We start from the raw sequence: 17,886 nt of genomic DNA, 5'->3' as shown, positions 1-17,886 counted from the left end.
CTGTTCACGCTAGAGATGCCGAACCCGAGGGCAAGCACCGGTCGCCCACACCCGCTCGGCGCCACCTGGGACGGCCAGGGCGTCAATTTCGCGCTGTTCTCCAGCATCGCCGAACGGGTCGAGTTGTGCCTGTTCGATGCTTCCGGCGCCCGCGAGACACGGCGCACCGAGTTGGCTCATCACAAGAACGTCTGGCATGCGTATGTCCCTGGCTGCCGGCCGGGCGATTTGTACGGCTACCGTGTGCATGGGCCGTACCGGCCCGAGCACGGCCTGCGCTGCAATCCGCACAAGCTGCTGATCGACCCGTACGCGAAGGCCATCGTCGGCCCGCTGCGCTGGACCAACGCGCACTACGGCTACGAGCCCGACGCCGAAGAGACCGACCTCTCGTTCAGCACCCTGGACAACGCCGCCGACATGCCGAAATGCCAGGTGGTCGACGACGCCTTCGACTGGGGCAGCGACGCGCCTCCGCACGTGCCATGGCGCGACACGGTGTTCTACGAGGCGCACGTGAAAGGCCTCACACAGCGTCACCCGAACGTGCCCGAAGCGCTACGTGGCACCTACGCCGGCTTGGCGTCGCCATCGGTCATCGAGCATTTCAAGCGGCTCGGAGTCACGTCGATCGACCTGTTGCCGGTGCATGCCTTCGTCGACGACCACCGGCTGGTGGAACTCGGCCTGCGCAACTACTGGGGCTACAACACGCTGGGCTTCTTCGCGCCCGAGATGCGCTATAGCGCGTCGGGCACCGTGCAGGAGTTCAAGCAGATGGTCAAGACGCTGCACGCGGCCGGGCTGGAGGTGATTCTCGACGTGGTCTACAACCACACGGCCGAGGGCAACCAGCTGGGGCCGACCCTGGCGTGGCGTGGCATCGACAACCCGGCCTACTACCGGCTGAACGAGGACGAACCGCGCCTGTACGCCGACGTCACTGGTACCGGCAACACCATGCACACGCGCCACCAGGTGGTGGTGCGCATGATCATGGACAGCCTGCGCTACTGGGTCGGCCAGATGCACGTCGACGGCTTCCGCTTCGATCTCGCGACCGTGCTCGGGCGCGGGCCCGGCGGCTTCGACCAGCACGCCGGCTTCTTCTCGGCCGTTGCGCAGGACCCGGTGCTGGCGCACGTCAAACTGATCGCCGAGCCCTGGGACCTCGGCGAAGGCGGCTACCAGGTCGGCGGCTTCCCGCCCGGTTGGGCGGAATGGAACGGCCGCTACCGGGACACGGTGCGCTCGTTCTGGGCCGGCGAGCCCGGCCACCTGCCGGAACTGTCGCGCAGGCTGTGCGGCTCCAGCGACATCTACCAGCACCGCCGCCGCTGTCCGACCGACAGCATCAACCTCGTCACCGTGCATGACGGTTTCACGCTGCAGGACCTCGTCAGCTACGAGCACAAGCGCAACCTGGCCAACCACGAGGACAACCGTGACGGTGACAACCACAACCGCAGCTGGAACTGCGGCGCCGAGGGCGATACCGACGACGAGGTGGTGCTGGCGCTGCGCGAGCGGCAGAAGCGCAACCTGCTGACGACGTTGTTCGTTTCGCTCGGCACGCCACTGCTGCTCGGCGGTGACGAGATCGGCCGCACGCAGCAAGGCAACAACAACGGCTACTGCCAGGACAACGAGATCAGCTGGTTCGACTGGCAGTTGGACGACCGCGGGCGCCAGTTGCTCGACTTCGTGCAGCGGCTGATCGCTTTCCGCAAGTCGCAACCGGCGTTGCGGCGTACCGGCTTCTTCCGGGGCGAGCCCGACGCCGACGGCGTAAAGGACGTCGCCTGGCTGCGTCCCGACGGTGAGGAAATGACGCCGGCCGAATGGGAGCAGCCCGGCCCGGGCGCAGTCGGCGCGGTGATCTGCGGCTGGAAGACCGGCGAACTCGACGAGCACGGTGCCCCGCTGCACGGCGACTCGGTGCTCATCCTGGTCAACGGCCAGCGCAATCCGCTGCCCTTCATGCTGCCCGCGCTCAACGGCGCCGAGTGGGTGCCGCGCTTCGACACCCGGGTGCCCAGCGGCCTGCCGCTCAACGAAGGCCGGCCGACGCAAGGCGAATACGTGGTGGCATCGCGGTCGATCGCGGTGCTGACCCAGGCTTCAAAGTAGGACCTCCACATGCAATCCTTCCACGACATGCCCTTCGGCGCCCGGTTGCGAGCCGAAGGCGGCGTCGACTTCCGGCTGTGGGCGCCGGGCGCGCGCTCGGTCGCGCTGGTGCTCGGCGACGAGCGCATCAGCGCACGCACCGGTGACGACGGCTGGTACCACACCCACGTGCCTCATGCGCGTGCCGGCGACACCTACCGATGGCGCATCGACGACCAGCAACTGGTGCCCGACCCGGCGTCGCGCTTCAACCCTCAGGGCCCGCACCACCCCAGCCAGGTGATCGACCCGTGCAGCTTCGACTGGGACGCCGACTGGCACGGCCGCCCCTGGCACGAGGCGGTGATCTACGAGATGCACGTCGGCTGCTTCACGCCGGCCGGCACCTATGCTGCCGCCGAAGCGCAACTGCCCGCGCTCGCGGATCTCGGCATCACGGCGATTCAGCTGATGCCGCTGGCCGACTTCCCCGGCCGCTTCGGCTGGGGCTACGACGGCGTGCTGCCGTATGCACCGCAGCCGTCCTACGGCACACCCGACGAGTTGAAGCGCTTCATCCAGGCCGCTCACCGGTTGAACCTGATGGTCTTCCTGGATGTCGTCTACAACCACTTCGGGCCGGACGGCAACTACCTGCACCGCTACGCGCCGCCTTTCTTCACCGACCGCCACCAGACCGCCTGGGGTGCCGCGATGAACTTCGATGCGCCGGGTAGCCCCACGGTGCGCGAATTCTTCATCCACAACGCGCTGTACTGGCTCGGCGAGTACCGCTTCGACGGCCTGCGCTTCGACGCGGTGCACGCAATGCTCGACGACAGCCGGCCCGACATCATGGCGTCGATCTCGCAGCGCGTGCGCGCGGCCTTCCCCGACCGGCATCTCCATCTGATGCTGGAAAACGACAGCAACGACGCCGCGCGCCTGGCCGCGCCCGGCACCCCGGGCCGCTTCGAGGGGCAGTGGAACGGCGACTTCCACCACACGCTGCACGTGCTGATGACCGACGAGCACGACGGCTACTACGCCGAATACGACCGGCCCATCGACCAGCTCGCGCGCTGCCTCACGCTCGGCTTCGCCCGCGAAGGCGGCCCGCACAACAGCGAGCATGCCTTGCCGCGCCGCGCGGCCGAGAGCACGCTGGCGCTCGGCTGCAGCGTCAACTTCCTGCAGAACCACGACCAGATCGGCAACCGCGCCTTCGGCGAACGCCTGACGCAGCTGGCCGACGAGCGCGCCCTGCAGCTGGCCACCGCGATCCTGCTGCTGTGCCCGTCTCCGCCCCTGCTCTTCATGGGCGAGGAGTTCGGCGCCGACACGCCCTTCCTCTACTTCGCCGACTGGACGGGCGAGCTGCGCGATGCGGTGCGCGAAGGCCGGCGCCGCGAGTTCGCGCACTTCCCGCGCTATGCCGAGGCGGCTGAACGCAACGAGTTGCCGGACCCGTGCGACGCCGCCACCTTCGAGCGTTGCAAACTGGACTGGTCCAAGGCTCAGGCCGCCGCCCACCGCGAGTGGCGCGATCTCTACGCACAGCTGCTCGCGGTGCGGCAGCGCGCGCTGATGCCGCATTTGCCGCGCCTGCTGACCGGCCGGCACGAGGCCAGGCGACTGAGCGACACCGTGCTGCGTGTGCGCTGGCGCTTCGAGCGCGGCGAGGTGCTGGAGATGCTGGTCAATCTCGCCCCGCTGCCCTGCACCGTGCCGGGGGCTGCACAGACGCCGCCACTGGACGATGCCGTGCTGGTGCATTCGGCCGGCGACGTGGTGGCCGACACGATGGCGGCGTGGTCCGGCCGGTGGCATTGGGGCCGGGAGGCGCGCTGATGGACATGCACGCGCATTCGTCGTTGCAGGCGTTGTGCGAGCGCGTCGGACTGGCGACGCGCTACCGCGACTACTGGGGCCAGGAACAGGAGCTGCCGCAGGCCGCGTTGTGCGACTTGCTGGCCGAGCTCGGCTGCGATGCACGCGACGAGGCTGCTGCACAGCGCTGCCTGGCCGATCTCGAGCGTGCCGAGAGCGGCGAGACCCTGCCGCCGGTGATCGTCGGCGACGCAGCAGCGGCTTTCGAGGTGCCGCTGCGCGGCCCGGCCGCACCGGACAAGCGATGGGAGCTGCACTGCGAAGACGGCAGCATTGTCGAGGGCACGGTCGAAGCGCAGGAAGGCAGGACGACGGTCCACTTGCCGGCCGGGCTGCCCCTCGGCTATCACGAACTGCGCACGGCAGACGCGTGCAGCCGCGTCATCGTGTGCCCCACGGCCTGCCATCTTCCGCAGGCGCTGGCGAACGGTGAACGGTTGTGGGGCGTCTGTGTGCAAGTCTATGCACTGCGCTCGTCACGCAACTGGGGCATGGGCGACTTCTCCGACCTGCGCCGGCTGGTCGAGACCACGGCTGCGCTGGGCGGCGCTTTTGTCGGTGTCAACCCGTTGCACGCGCTGTTCCTGCACGCGCCGCGCCACGCCAGCCCCTACAGCCCGTCGAACCGGCGCTGGCTCAACCCGCTGTACATCGACCTGGAGTCGCTGCCCGAGTTCGCCGAATGCGAGACGGCGCGCCGCAAGGTGTCGTCGCCCGCCTTCCAGCGGCAGCTGCGGCGGCTGCGCGAAACCGAGCTGGTCGACTACGAAGGCGTGTCTGCCAGCAAGCGCGAACTGCTGGAGCCGCTGTACCGCCACTTCCGCAACGCCCACCTCGCCCAAGACACCGCGTACGCGCAGGCGTTCCGGCGCTTCCAGGCCGAGCACGGCGACGGGCTGCACCGTCACGCCCTGCTGGAGGCGGCCCAGGCCCGGCTGCATCTGCAGGATGCCAGCATCTGGGGCTGGACGGTCTGGCCCGAGGCCTGGCGCGACCCGGCCGGTGCCGTGTTGCGCCGCTTCGAGGCCGAGCAACTCGATCAGGTCGAGTTTCACGAGTACCTGCAATGGCACGCTGCGCGGCAACTCGAGGCGGTGCAGCAGCGGGCGCTCGAGCTGGGCATGCCGATCGGCCTGTACCGCGACCTCGCCGTCGGCGCCAGCGAAGGCGGCTCGGAGACCTGGTCGGCCCCCGACGTCTATGCGCTCAACGTGCACGTGGGCGCCCCGCCGGAAGACGCTTACCCGGGCGGACAGGACTGGGGCCTGCCGCCGGCGAAGCCACAAGCGCTGCGTGCGCACCGCTACGAGCCCTTCGTCGCGACGCTGCGCGCCAACATGCGCGCCGCCGGGGCACTGCGGCTCGACCACGTGATGGCACTGATGCGCCTGTTCTGGATCCACCCGGCGCACGGCGGGCGCCACGGCACCTATCTGCACTATCCGATGCGCGACCTGATGGGCATCGTCGCGCTTGAAAGCCAGCGCCAGCGCTGCCTGGTGATCGGCGAAGACCTCGGCAACGTCGCACCGGAAGTGCGCGAGGCGATGGCCGAACGCGGGCTGCTGTCGTACCGGCCGCTGTACTTCGAACGCGACGACGCCGGCCAGGTGCGCCCGCCGAGCGACTGGAAGCCGCAGGCGCTGGCGGTCGTCGGCACCCACGATCTGCCCACGCTGCGCGGCTTCTGGCGCGGGCAGGACATCGAGACCCGGCGTGCGCTGGGCCTGTATCCGAAGGAGGTGACCTACCGCCAGCACGTCGTCGAACGCGCCGCCGACCGCAGCCGGTTGCGCGTGGCACTGCAAACCGAAGGCCTGCTGCCGCCCGACGAGGCCGCGGCCCCGGTGCCCGCGGAGGTCGACGCGGACTTCGTGGCCCGCGTGTACGAGTACCTGGGACGCACGAGCTCGCAGCTGGCCGGCGTACAGCTCGAAGACGTCTTGCTGCAACTCGAACAGCCCAACCTGCCGGGTACCAATGAAGAACAATGGCCCAACTGGCGCCGCAAGCTGGCGGTCGACCTCGAAGACCTGATCGTCGACACGCGTCTGCGTGACGTCGCGCAAGCGCTGCAACGCAGCCGATCACGGCCGGCGCCGCAGCCGGCCGCGGCGCTGCCGCCGCTGTCGACCGCGCAGGTGCCGCGAGCCACCTACCGGGTGCAGCTGCATGCCGGCTTCCGGTTCGACGACGCCGCTGCGATCGTGCCCTACCTGCACGAGCTGGGCATCAGCCACCTGTACACCTCGCCCTTCCTGAAAGCACGCGCGGGCAGCACGCACGGCTATGACATCGTCGACCACAACGCGCTGAACCCGGAGGTGGGCGACGAGGCCGCCTTCGAGCGGCTCTGTGCTCAGTTGCGCCAGCATGGCATGCACCAGATCGCCGATGTGGTGCCCAATCACATGGGCGTGCTGGAGGCCGACAACGCCTGGTGGCTCGACGTGCTGGAGCACGGACCGGCCTCTGCGCAGGCGCAGACCTTCGACATCGACTGGACGCCACGCAGCCCCGGCCGCTCGCCGCAGGTGCTGCTGCCGGTGCTCGGCGGCCCGTACGGCGAGGTGCTCGAGGACGGGCAGATCCAGCTGGCGTTCGACGAGGCGGCCGGCGAATTCCGCCTGGGCTACTACGACCACCGATTCCCGCTCGACCCGCGCGACTACGGTCGCGTGCTGTCCGCCGTGCCGCTGCCGGTCCATTCGGAGCCCGGGCAGCGCGAGACGGTACTGGAACTGCAATCGCTGATCGACGCCTTTGCGGCCCTGCCGTCGCGCGAGGACGCCGACCCGGCGCGGCGCGAGCGCCGTCAACGCGACCAGGCCTTGCTGAAGCAGCGACTCGCGCGTGCCGTGGCCCGGCATGGGTGGGTTGCGCGCTGGGTCGCGGCCTGCCCGCTCGCGTTCAACGGGCGCCGCGGCTCGCCGCGCAGCTTCGATGCGCTCGATGCCCTGATCCAGCGCCAGGCCTACCGGCTGGCCTACTGGCGTGTCGCGGGCGACGAGGTCAACTACCGCCGCTTCTTCGACATCAACACGCTGGCCGCGGTGCGCATGGAAAACGACGTGGTGTTCGACGCGACCCATCGCACGCTGCTCGGCTGGCTGCACGACGGCAAGCTCGCCGGGCTGCGCATCGACCACCCCGACGGCCTGAGTGACCCGTTGCGCTATTTCGAGCGGCTGCAGGCCCGCTACGCTGCGATGCACCAGCGCGCGCTCTACCTGGTGATCGAGAAGATCCTCGCCGAGCACGAGCACTGGCCGCAAAGCTGGCCGGTGCACGGCGACACCGGCTATCGGTTCGCGAACCTGGTCGCCGGCCTGTTCGTCGACACGCAGCAGGAACAGGCGTTCACCGAACTGTACGAACGCTGCACCGGCGCCACCACACCCTATGAGCAGACGCTGCACGCTGCCAAGCATGCGGTGATGGCGGGGCCGCTGGCGGCCGACCTGCAGATGCTCACCGAAGCCGCGTACCGGCTTGCACAGGGCGACCGGCGCACGCGCGACTTCACGCGCAACGGGCTGAAAGCCGCGCTGGCCGAGCTGGCAGCGGGCTTTCCGGTCTACCGCACCTACCTCGGCGAGCGCAGCGTCCACGAGATCGACCGCCAGCACCTCGACTGGGCGGCGGCCGCCGCCAGGCGCCACGGCGACGCCTGCGACCCGCTCGCGGTGGACTACCTGCGAGAGCTGATGCTGTCGGTCGTGCACGAGCCGCCCGGTGCGCGACGCGAGGAGCTGCTGCGCTTCGTGCAGCGCTTCCAGCAGTTCACCGCGCCGGTGATGGCCAAGGCCATGGAGGACACCGCCTTCTACCGCTACAACCGGCTGGTCTGCCTGAACGACGTCGGTGGCGAGCCGCAGCGCTTCGGCACCAGCCTCGCCGCCTTCCACGCCGCCAACCACACTCGCGCGCGCTTCATGCCGCACACGCTGCTGGGCAGTTCGACGCACGACACCAAGCGCTCGGAAGACGTGCGCACGCGCATCGCGGTGCTGTCGGAAATGCCCGACACCTGGCGCCACACCGTCGAGCGCTGGCAAGGCTTGGCGCAGAAGCAGACCAGCGGCCTCGACGGTGCCGAGCGGCTCAGCCGCAACGACGAATACCTGCTATACCAGACCCTGGTCGGCGCATGGCCGCTGGAGCCGGTCGACCAGCCAGCGCTCGACGCTTTTCGCGCCCGTATCCAGGCCTACATGCTGAAAGCGGTGCGCGAGGCCAAGGACCGCACCAACTGGGTCACGCCGAACCTCGAGTACGAAGCGGGACTCGCGCGTTTCGTCGATGCGCTGCTCGCGCATCTCGAACCCAACCCCTTCCTGAGCGACTTCCTGCGCTTCGTCGAAAAACCGGCACTGCTCGGCTGCTACAACAGCCTGAGCCTGGTGGCGCTGAAGCTCACGGTCCCCGGCGTGCCCGACGTCTACCAGGGCAGCGAACGCTGGAACTTCAGCCTCGTCGACCCCGACAACCGCCGCCCGGTCGACTACGACACGCTGCACCACCACCTGCGCAAACTGCAGGAGTCCGTGCGCGGGGGCCCGCTCCCGCCCGGCCTGCTCGCCGAACTGCGCAACGAGATCGCCGATGGCCGGCTCAAGCTGCTGGTGACCTGGCGCCTGCTGCAGTTGCGGCAGCACCAGCCGGCGCTGTTCCGCGACGGCGCCTATCACCCGCTGGCGGTCGAGGGTGCCGCGCACGAACACGCGGTTGCGTACTCGCGCGGCGAGAGCCGCGCCTGCTGCGTCACCGTGGCCGGCCGCCTGCTGCACCGGCTGAGCGGCGGTGAACCGGACGAACTGTTCGGTGGCCGCTGCTGGGGCGACGCGCAGCTCACGTTGCCGACCGGCGTCGCAGCGTGGAACGACGTCATCACCGCCCGCCGCCACATGCCCGATGCCGCGGGCCGCCTGCCGCTCGCCGACCTGTTGCGCGACCTGCCCGTCGCCGTGCTGATTCCCCTCGACGCCTGAAACATGATCGACGCCGACGCCTTGCCCCCATTGAAGATCCTGTTCGCCACCCCGGAGTGTGCCCCGTGGGTCAAGACCGGCGGTCTCGGCGACGTCAGTGCCGCGCTGCCGCGCGCGCTGGCCGCGCTGGGTCACGACGTCAAGCTGTTGATGCCGCTGTATGCACCACTGAAGAAGCTGACGGCCCGCGCGACGCGCAGCGTGCACATCGAGGCGAAGGGTCCATGGCCCGCCTCCCGTCTGGTCTGTTGGCGGCCCAAGGGCCTGCCCTTCGAGCTGTTGCTGCTGGATTGCGCCGAGCTGTTCCAGCAGGGCGGCGGGCCCTACGACGACAGCGGCGGCGACCATGCGCGCCGTTTCGGCTGGCTCAGCCGCGTCGCCGCGCTGCTGGCCAGCGACGCCACGCCATGGCCGCAATGGCGCCCCGACGTGCTGCATGGCAACGACTGGCCCGCGGGGCTGGCACCGGCCTACCTGCGCACGCTGCCGGCCCCGCATGCCCGCACCGTCTTCACGATCCACAACCTCGCGTTCCAGGGCCTGTTCCCGCTCGACCGCGCACCGCAACTGGAACTTCCGCCGGCATGGCTCACGCCCGACGGCATCGAATACTGGGGCCGGTTGTCCTTCCTGAAGGCCGGTATCCACGAGGCCGACGCGATCACCACGGTCAGCCCGACCTATGCCCGCGAGATCCTGCACGAGGCACACGGTTGCGGCTTCGACGGCATCCTGCGCAGCCGCGCCGAACGACTGCACGGCATCCTCAATGGCATCGACACCAGCGTGTGGAACCCGGCGACCGACGAACTGCTGCCGATGCGCTACAGCGCCGAGCAGCTCGACGGCAAATCGCTGAACAAGCAGGCACTGCAGGAACGATTGCGGCTGCACACCGACCCGCACGCACCGCTCTTCGGCATGGTGAGCCGCCTGACGCACCAGAAAGGCGTTGATCTGGTGCTCGACGTACTGCCCTGGCTGGTCGAGCAAGGGGCACAGGTGGCCGTGCTCGGCCAGGGGGACGCGGATCTGGAACGCGCGCTGCAGGACGCCGCGGCGCGGCACCCGGGCCGCGTTTCCGTGCAACTGGGCTTCGACGAAACCCTGGCCCACCTGATCGAGGGCGGCGCCGACGCCTACCTGATGCCGTCACGCTTCGAGCCCTGCGGCTTGAACCAGATGTACAGCCAGGCCTACGGCACGCTGCCCGTCGCACGCGCCACCGGCGGGCTGGCGGACACCATCGTCGACCTGTCAGCGGGCCCGGAGGCCGCCACCGGCTTCCTGTTCGAGGCGTCGACCGCCGACGCCCTGCAGGTCACGCTGCGGCGGGTGCTCGATGCCTGGTCGGCGCCGGAGGTCTGGCATGCGATGCAGCGGCGCGGCATGCAGCAGCAGCTCGACTGGTCCGGCAGCGCGCGGCGCTACGAAGCGCTCTATCGGTCATTGCGGTGAGCTACAGCGGCCCTTTCGGCCGCGGCACGCCACTCCACAGCTCGTCGACGTGCTCGAAGCCCCAGGTGTGGGGGTCTTCGTGGCCGACGATGTGGTCCTTGCAGCCCGGCTGCGCCAGACGCAGCGTCTCGGGCGGGATGTGCAGGTTGGACCGCGTCGAGAAGAAGGCCTTGACCACCGGCTTGGTGAGCTCGCCCGGCGCCTGCTCGACGACCACGGCGAGTCGGCCGGACGCCAGCCGCACCATGGCCCCGATCGGGTAGATGCCGACCACCGACACGAAAGCGCGCATCACCTGCGGCTCGAAATGGCCGGCCCAGGTCAGCATGCGTCGCAAGGCATCGACCGGTGCCCAGCCCAGCTTGTAGGGCCGGTTGGAGGTGACCGCGTCGTACACGTCGCAGACGGCGCCCATCTTGGCCAGCAGCGTGATTTCGGCACCCGGCAAGCCTTTCGGGTAGCCGCTGCCGTCGATCTTCTCGTGGTGGTGCAGGCAGACGTCCAGCGCCACCGCGTGCTCCACACCGGCTTCGCGCAGCAACTCGTGCCCGCGCACCGGATGGGTCTTGACCAGCGTGAACTCCTCCGGCTCCAGCTTGCCGGGCTTGTTCAGCACATCCAGCGGGATCGCTGCCTTGCCGAGATCGTGCAGCAGGCCGCCGAGCGCTGCGTCGCGGCAGGCTGCGTCGTCCATGCCGAGCCGGCGGGCGAGCGCCATCATCAGCGCGGCCACCGACACCGAGTGCAGGTAGCTGTAGTCGTCGGCGGTCTTCAGCCGCATCAGGCTGATCAGCGCCGCCGGGTGCCGCTCCATCGACGCGAAGATCTCGTCGACCAGCGGTCGGGTGGCGGCGACATCGACGACGCGGCCGAGACGCGCGTCCTGGAACAGCTGTTTCATCTGCCGGCCGGCTTCGGCGCGCAGCGCGTGTGCGCGCTGCATCTCCTGCTCGACCGGAACCGTCGTGCGGCGCACCACTGCCGGTGCACCTGCAGGCGTGTCGGCGGGTGCCGGCGACGGTGTCACCTCCGGCGTTGCAGGCGCATGCAGCGCCCGGGTCGCATCGATCTCGAGGAATTCCACGCCGGCTGCGCGCAGCCGGCGGATGTCATCAAGCTCGCGGACCAGCAAACTGCCGCGCCAAAAAGGGTGGTTGAGCCACCCGCCCTCGATACGCTTGACGAACATGCCGACCTGCAGTTCGTCCACATGGATTCTTCTTGTCATCGGCCTCTGCCACGGTCACGGCGAGGCGCCGGAACGGCCCGGGCCTGCGGATGCTGTTAGCTGTTTCTTGTCTGCGCGCCGGCCCGGCACCAGCCAGGCGGGTTCATTCAGGCAGTTCGACGAACTCCGGCTCGATCTCGATGCCGTGGTCGAACGCCGTGGTCGCACCCTCGGCCTTGCCGGACGCCGGCTTGTCGAGCGGGCGATAGATGCGGCTCTTCAGTCTGGCCAGCCTCTGCGAATGCTCGACCACGTCCAGCACCGATCGCGGGTCCATCATCAGCGCGAACGGGTTGGGCGCGACTGCGGGGGCGACAGGTTCCGGCGCGGCGGGTTCGGGAGTTTGCATGTGTCATCTCCATGGGAACGACCATGCAGCCGACTTTAGGACCGCGTATCTTCAGGTAACAGTCAGGCCTGCACCAATCGCGGTGTCGGATTTTCTCCCACTAGCGTTTTCCCGCGCTGCCATTGCGGGCGGCGTATTCGCGCGCATAGCCTTCCAGCGCCTGGGCCAGTTGCTCGCGGTTGACGCTGCGCGCGAAATCGGCCGCATTCAACTCGCGTTCGTTGCGCATCGTCGGGTCGGCGCCCGCCGCCATCAGCTGGCGCGCCGAGTCCTCGCTGCCATAGCGGGCAGCCATCATCAGCGGCGTCGTGCCATTCGGCGACTCGGCGTCGATGAAGGCGTGGTGTTCCAGCAGCAGCTCGATGATCGGCATGTTGCCGCTGGTCGCCGCATAGTGCAGCGGTGTCCACCCGGTCTTGTTGATGTCGGCGCCCCGCTCGATGAGGCGCTTGCACCAGTCGAGTTGTCCTTTCAGTGCCGCCATCATCAGCGGCGACTCGCCCACGGCATTGAGGCGATTGACGTCGACCTGCGGATGCTGCATCAGCGCGTCGGCAGCCTTGAGCGAAGGCTCCTGCAATGCGATCAACAGGCCGCCACGCCCCTCCGGATCGACGGTGTTCGGGTCGAAGCCGCGCTGCAGCAACTCCTGCACGGTCGCGCCGTCGTCTCGCTTGATGGCACGGAAGAAATCTTCGTACGATCCTGCAGAAGCAGAAGAAACTCCAGCCAGGACACCGAGATAAACAAGTTTCTTCAACCAGTTTCTCATCATTTTCCTTGTCGATGTTTTTCTTTGCGGACAAGCACTTGGGCAAGAAACCTCAAGTCAACCTCGAGCTGTGCCGACCTTGAACAACCGCTCGAAGTTCCGGCTGGTGGCCTCGGCAACCTCCTCCACCGACACGCCCTTCAACTCGGCGATCTGGCGTGCCACGTAAGGCACGTAGGACGGGTTGTTGGTCTTGCCCCGGTACGGCACCGGCGCCAGGTAAGGGCTGTCGGTTTCGATCAGGCAGCGGTCCAGAGGCACACGGCGGGCCACCTGGCGCAGGTCTTCAGCGTTGCGAAAGGTCAGGATGCCCGAAAAAGAAATATAGAAGCCGAGATCGAGCCCGGCGTCGGCCACCGCCTGGGTCTCGGTGAAGCAATGGAACACGCCGCCGGCCGTGTCGCCGCCTTCTTCGCGCAGGATCGCCAGCGTGTCATCCGACGCGCTGCGTGTGTGGATGACGAGCGGCTTGTCCACCTGCCTGGCGGCGCGGATGTGGCAGCGAAAGCGCTCGCGCTGCCACTCCATGTCCGCCACGCTGCGGCCATTCAGGCGGTAGTAGTCGAGCCCGGTTTCGCCGACCGCAACCACTTTTTCGCGCTGCGCCAGTTCCACCAGTTGCTCGACGCTCGGTTCCTGCACACCCTCGTTGTCGGGGTGCACGCCGGCGCTGGCCCAGAAGTTGTCATAGCGCCTTGCCAGCGCGTGCACCTCTGGGAACTCCTCCAGCGTGGTGCAGATGCACAGCGCGCGATCGACTTGCGCAGCGGCCATCGCGTCGCGAATGGCGTCCAGGTTCTCGGTCAGTTCAGGAAAGCTCAGGTGGCAATGGGAGTCGACGAACATGCAGCGTCCCGCCGCGACGCGGCGATCGAAATGAGGAAGGAAGACCGACAGCCTACACGCGAGCGGAAATGCGCGCAGCAGCCGTGGTCAGATGGTCTGCGTGGGTTTGGCCGACTGGATCGCGGTGCCGAGCAGCTCCTCGATCTTGACCTTCAGCAGACGCGACTTCTCGTCGCTCGGGAAGCGCACTCCGACACCCTGCGTGCGCCCGCCCGAGGCGTTGGCCGGGGTGATCCAGGCCACCTTGCCGGCGACCGGGTAGCGCTGCGGATCTTCCGGCAGCGACAGCAGCAGGTAGATGTCTTCGCCCAGCCGGTACTCGCGTGTCGTCGGCACGAACAGGCCGCCGTCGGCGAAGGCGGAAATGTAGGCGGCGTACAGGGCGCCCTTTTCGCGGAACACCAGCTGGATGACGCTGGGCCGCGCAGGCGTGCCACCGGCCGGTGCGGCGGGCGCCGGCGGGCGGGTCGTGGGCTCACTCATATGTGGCCGAGTGTAAGGCGCGGCGAGCCTGGCTCACAAGCGACTCCAGCAACAGTCCGGCGTTCCAGGGGTGCTCTTCGTGACGTGCGACACGGCGCAGCTCGCGCGACCAGGCGGCCAGGTCGTCGATGCTGGCGCGCATGCTGCGGAAACCTTCGCTCGAGAAGTAGCGCGGCGGCGCGCCGCCGGCCACGCACATCGCGTCGTGACACACCTTTTGCAGCGCGTCCACCGCCCGCGGCACCGGCCAGCCGGCGAGCGCCGCGACCTCGCCCTTGACCAGCCGCTCTGGCAGTTGCAGCCAGGCAGCCGCGTCCAGCCCTTGCTGCTTCAGCTGCAGCGCCGTCACCGGCTGGCCGCCGGCCGCGGCGAGCAGCACGTCGGCGTTCGGCATGCCCTGCGCCTGCAGCCACTGCAACGCGGTGCCGGCCTCGGGCGGCGACAGCCGCAGGTGCTGGCAGCGGCTGCGGATGGTCGGCAGCAGCGCGTCGATCGCCTCGGTGCTCAACACGAAGCGCGCCTGGCCCGGGGGCTCTTCCAGCGTCTTCAGCAGCGTGTTCGCCGAGATCGCGTTCATGCGCTCGGCCGGGTGCACCAGCACCACCTTTGCGACACCGCGCGAGCTGGTCTGCTGCGCGAACTCGACCACGCGACGCAAGGCGTCGACCTTGATCTCCCGGCTGGGCTTGGCCTTGCTCGCCTTGGCCTCGGATTCGGCTTCCGCCGAGCCCCAGCCCAACTCTTCCTGCAGTGCCTCAGGCAGCAGCACGACCAGGTCGGGGTGGGTGTGAGACCGCACCAGCCCGCAGCTGGTGCAGACGCCGCAGGGTGGGGCCGGCGCATCGCTTTCGCACAGCCAGGCCTGGGCCAGCGCGAGCGCCAGTTCGAATTGGCCGACGCCTTGCGGGCCGGCCAGCAGCACGGCATGACCGCGGTGGGTCGCGAGCAATCCGCGCAGCGTGGCTTCGAGCCAAGGGTAAGGCAGCGAGAAGCTCATCGGTTCACAACCCCCGCGCCTGCAGCGCCGACTCGATGGCGCGCCACACCGCATCGCGTTCGGCCGAGGCGTCGATCGCCACGAACCGCGCCGCGTCGGCCCGTGCCCGTGCCCGGTAGCCCTCGTTGACGCGACGAAAGAACTCGGCCGGCTGCTGCTCGAACCGGTCCGGCACGCGCGCGCGCGCCAGCCGTTGCGCCGCCACCTCCGGGGCCAGGTCGAACCACAGCGTCAGATCGGGCTGCCGCCCCTGCTGCACCCACTGCTCCAGCTGTGCCAGCACCGCAAGATCGAAACCCCGCCCGGCGCCCTGGTAGGCGAACGTGGCGTCGGTGTAGCGGTCGCACAGCACGACCGCGCCGCGCCGCAGCGCAGGCTCGATCACCTGCTGCAGGTGGTCGCGCCGCGCCGCAAAGATCAGCAGCGACTCGGTCAGGGCGTCCATCGGCTCATGCAGCACCATCTCGCGCAACCGCTCGGCCAGCGGGGTCCCCCCTGGCTCGCGCGTCAGCACGACGTCCCGGCCTGCCGCTCGCAGGCGGTCTGCCACCGCCTGGACGTGCGTCGACTTGCCGGCGCCGTCGATGCCTTCGAAGCTGATGAAAAGCCCGCTCATGGATGTGTCGCCTCAGCGCCGCCGCCGCTGGTATTTGTCTACCGCGCGATTGTGCTCGGCCAGGGTCTCGCTGAACACGCTGCTGCCGTCGCCGCGCGAGACGAAGTACAGCGCCTTGGTCGTGTCGGGTCTCACCGCCGCCAGCAGCGAAGCCTTGCCGGGCATCGAGATCGGCGTGGGCGGCAGCCCCGGGCGGGTGTAGGTGTTGTACGGGGTGTCGGTCTGCAGATGGTGCTTGCGCAAATTGCCGTCGAAGCTCTCGCCCACGCCGTAGATCACCGCGGGGTCGGTCTGCAAGGCCATGCCGATGCGCAGGCGGTTGTTGAACACGCCCGACACCATGCCGCGGTCGGTCGCGACGCCGGTCTCCTTCTCGACGATGGACGCCAGGATCAGCGCCTCCTCGGGCGTCTTCAGCGGCACGCTCGCGGCGCGCTGCGCCCAGGCGTCGGCCAGGCGCTTGTCCATCGCCCGGTGGGCACGCTTCAGCACCTCCAGATCGGTGCTGCCGCGGCTGTAGGCATAGGTGTCGGGGAAAAAGCGGCCTTCCGGGTGCAGGCCCGGCGCGCCGATCGACGCCATGATCTCGGCGTCGCTCATGGTCTGGGTCGCAGGCTTGAGGCCCGGTGCGCGGGCGAGCTCGGCGCGCACCTGACGGAAGGTCCAGCCTTCGATCAGGCGCACGGTCGACAGCGTCTCGTCGCCGAGCACCATCTTGCGCAACAACTCGCGTGGGGTGGTCCCTGCGTCGATCTGGTAGTTGCCCGCGCGGATGCGCCGCGCCTGGCCCGACCAGCGGAACCATTCGTACAGCGCGAAGCCGGAGGTCCGAACCCCTGCAGCCGCCCAGCCGTTGGCGATCTGGCGGGGTGTCATGCCGGGTTCCACCGAGAATTCCACCGACGCCGACGCCAGCGGCAGCGGCTGGTGCACCCACCAGGCGACGGCGGCCGCCGCGAGGACGGCCAGCAGGACGACGATGCCAAGCAGACGCCGGAACAGTTTCATCGGTGCTGTCGATCTATGGAACGTTGGAGGGCGAAACCGAGCGTTGCAGCAGCCACGGCCGCGCCGTGAAACCACGGCAGCGCCGGTGGATGGGCCGCTGATGATAATGGAGGCATGACCACCGATAGCTCGCTGCCCGCTCCCGCTGCGCCGCAAGGCGCAGTGCCCCTGGCCCACTGGGGTGTCATCGCCGTCGACGGCACCGACGCGTCCAGCTTCCTGCACAGCCAACTGACGCAGGACTTCTCGCTGCTCGGCGATGCCGATGCGAGGCTTGCCGGCTACTGCTCGCCGAAGGGCCGGTTGCTGGCCGGCTTCATCGGCTGGAAGGACACACCCGAGCGCGTGCTGCTGCTGTGCCACGCCGAGGTGCTGGCGCCTTCGCTGAAACGGCTGTCGATGTTCGTGTTGCGTGCCAAGGCCAAGCTGTCGGACGCCACCGCCGGCGTACAGCTGTTCGGCCTCGTGGGGCCGGCCGCGACCGATTGGCTCGGCGACGCAGCCCCGCAGCGGCCCTGGGCCAGAAGCCGCGCGCACGGCGGCAGCGTGGTGCGCCTGCCGGACGCCGCCGGGCTGCCGCGCTACCTCTGGCTCGTGGCCGCCGACGCCCAGCAGGCGACGCTGCCGACGTTCGCGCTGCCCACTCTCGACCTTTCCGCCTGGCGCTGGCTCGAGGTCGAAAGCGCGGTGCCGGTGATCAGCGCCGCCACGGCGGATCAGTTCGTCCCGCAGATGGTCAACTTCGAAGCCGTCGGCGGCGTCAGCTTCAAGAAAGGCTGCTACCCCGGCCAGGAGGTCGTCGCCCGCAGCCAATACCGCGGCACGTTGAAACGGCGCGGCTTTCTGCTGCACTCGCCGGTCGAAGCGGCCGCCGGGCAGGAGCTGTTCCACAGCGCCGATCCGGGCCAGCCCTGCGGCATGGTGGTCGACGCTGCACCGGCCCCGGGCGGCGACTGGAGCGTGTTCGCCGAACTGAAGATCGCCGCCACCGAGGGCGGCAGCTTGTACCTCGGGTCGGCTGACGGTGCAGCGCTCACGCTGCGGGCGTTGCCGTATGCATTGCCGACGGAAACCTGAATCCGGCGTGAAATCCGTCACCCCGCGCCCGGGCCTGCGGCCCCATTAGTTCACGTGGGGGT

The 17,886-nt window shown here is 69.0% G+C and carries 13 protein-coding genes; 5 read left to right on the top strand and 8 right to left on the bottom strand.

Annotated features, from left to right (window positions below):
- Positions 1 to 15: 15 nt before the first annotated feature.
- From glgX to glgA, 4 genes are read left to right on the top strand one after another with little or no spacing between them, the layout of a single operon-like run.
- Positions 16 to 2,130, top strand: coding sequence for a glycogen debranching protein GlgX (gene glgX / locus M8A51_RS17075; protein WP_251779721.1), 2,115 nt, complete (start codon positions 16 to 18; stop codon positions 2,128 to 2,130).
- A gap of 9 nt (positions 2,131 to 2,139) precedes the next feature.
- Positions 2,140 to 3,960 carry a malto-oligosyltrehalose trehalohydrolase gene (gene treZ / locus M8A51_RS17070; protein ID WP_251779720.1) on the top strand — a complete coding sequence of 607 codons (1,821 nt, stop codon included), beginning with the start codon at positions 2,140 to 2,142 and terminating at the stop codon, positions 3,958 to 3,960.
- Positions 3,960 to 8,990, top strand: a complete 5,031-nt coding sequence (locus M8A51_RS17065; RefSeq protein WP_251779719.1) for a malto-oligosyltrehalose synthase — start codon at positions 3,960 to 3,962, stop codon at positions 8,988 to 8,990. Before treZ ends, M8A51_RS17065 begins: the two co-directional genes overlap by 1 nt.
- Positions 8,991 to 8,993: 3 nt before the next feature.
- Entirely contained in the window at positions 8,994 to 10,448 is a 1,455-nt protein-coding gene (glgA, locus tag M8A51_RS17060; RefSeq protein ID WP_251779718.1) for a glycogen synthase GlgA, read from the top strand.
- 1 nt (position 10,449) lies between these two features.
- Here glgA and M8A51_RS17055 read toward each other — a convergent pair whose 3' ends face one another.
- The 8 genes from M8A51_RS17055 to mltG form a co-directional block, all read right to left on the bottom strand.
- On the bottom strand, positions 10,450 to 11,676 hold the full coding sequence (locus M8A51_RS17055) for an HD-GYP domain-containing protein (RefSeq protein WP_251779717.1): 1,227 nt from the start codon (positions 11,674 to 11,676) through the stop codon (positions 10,450 to 10,452).
- Between the two features lie 103 nt (positions 11,677 to 11,779).
- Positions 11,780 to 12,025, bottom strand: a complete 246-nt coding sequence (locus M8A51_RS17050; protein WP_251779716.1) for a hypothetical protein — start codon at positions 12,023 to 12,025, stop codon at positions 11,780 to 11,782.
- 100 nt (positions 12,026 to 12,125) lie between these two features.
- The gene (locus M8A51_RS17045) at positions 12,126 to 12,785 is read right to left on the bottom strand and encodes an ankyrin repeat domain-containing protein (RefSeq protein WP_251779715.1); all 660 of its coding nucleotides are present in this window, start codon (positions 12,783 to 12,785) and stop codon (positions 12,126 to 12,128) included.
- A 69-nt stretch (positions 12,786 to 12,854) separates the two neighbouring features.
- Positions 12,855 to 13,643: a TatD family hydrolase gene (locus M8A51_RS17040; RefSeq protein WP_251779714.1), complete on the bottom strand. Its 789-nt coding sequence runs from the start codon at positions 13,641 to 13,643 to the stop codon at positions 12,855 to 12,857.
- Between the two features lie 87 nt (positions 13,644 to 13,730).
- Positions 13,731 to 14,126, bottom strand: a complete 396-nt coding sequence (locus tag M8A51_RS17035; protein WP_251779713.1) for a PilZ domain-containing protein — start codon at positions 14,124 to 14,126, stop codon at positions 13,731 to 13,733.
- Entirely contained in the window at positions 14,119 to 15,123 is a 1,005-nt protein-coding gene (gene holB, locus M8A51_RS17030) for a DNA polymerase III subunit delta' (RefSeq protein WP_251779712.1), read from the bottom strand. The genes M8A51_RS17035 and holB overlap by 8 nt, the downstream gene beginning before the upstream one ends.
- A 4-nt stretch (positions 15,124 to 15,127) precedes the next feature.
- Positions 15,128 to 15,739: a dTMP kinase gene (gene tmk, locus M8A51_RS17025; protein WP_251779711.1), complete on the bottom strand. Its 612-nt coding sequence runs from the start codon at positions 15,737 to 15,739 to the stop codon at positions 15,128 to 15,130.
- A 12-nt stretch (positions 15,740 to 15,751) separates the two neighbouring features.
- Positions 15,752 to 16,747, bottom strand: coding sequence for an endolytic transglycosylase MltG (gene mltG / locus M8A51_RS17020; RefSeq protein ID WP_251779710.1), 996 nt, complete (start codon positions 16,745 to 16,747; stop codon positions 15,752 to 15,754).
- Between the two features lie 114 nt (positions 16,748 to 16,861).
- Between mltG and ygfZ the strand changes: the two genes are divergently transcribed.
- On the top strand, positions 16,862 to 17,824 hold the full coding sequence (ygfZ, locus tag M8A51_RS17015) for a CAF17-like 4Fe-4S cluster assembly/insertion protein YgfZ (RefSeq protein WP_251779709.1): 963 nt from the start codon (positions 16,862 to 16,864) through the stop codon (positions 17,822 to 17,824).
- Positions 17,825 to 17,886 lie beyond the last annotated feature (62 nt).

The organism is Caldimonas mangrovi (assembly GCF_023721835.1).
Classification (GTDB): domain Bacteria; phylum Pseudomonadota; class Gammaproteobacteria; order Burkholderiales; family Burkholderiaceae_C; genus Caldimonas; species Caldimonas mangrovi.
This window is presented reverse-complemented; position numbering and strand designations above follow the sequence as displayed.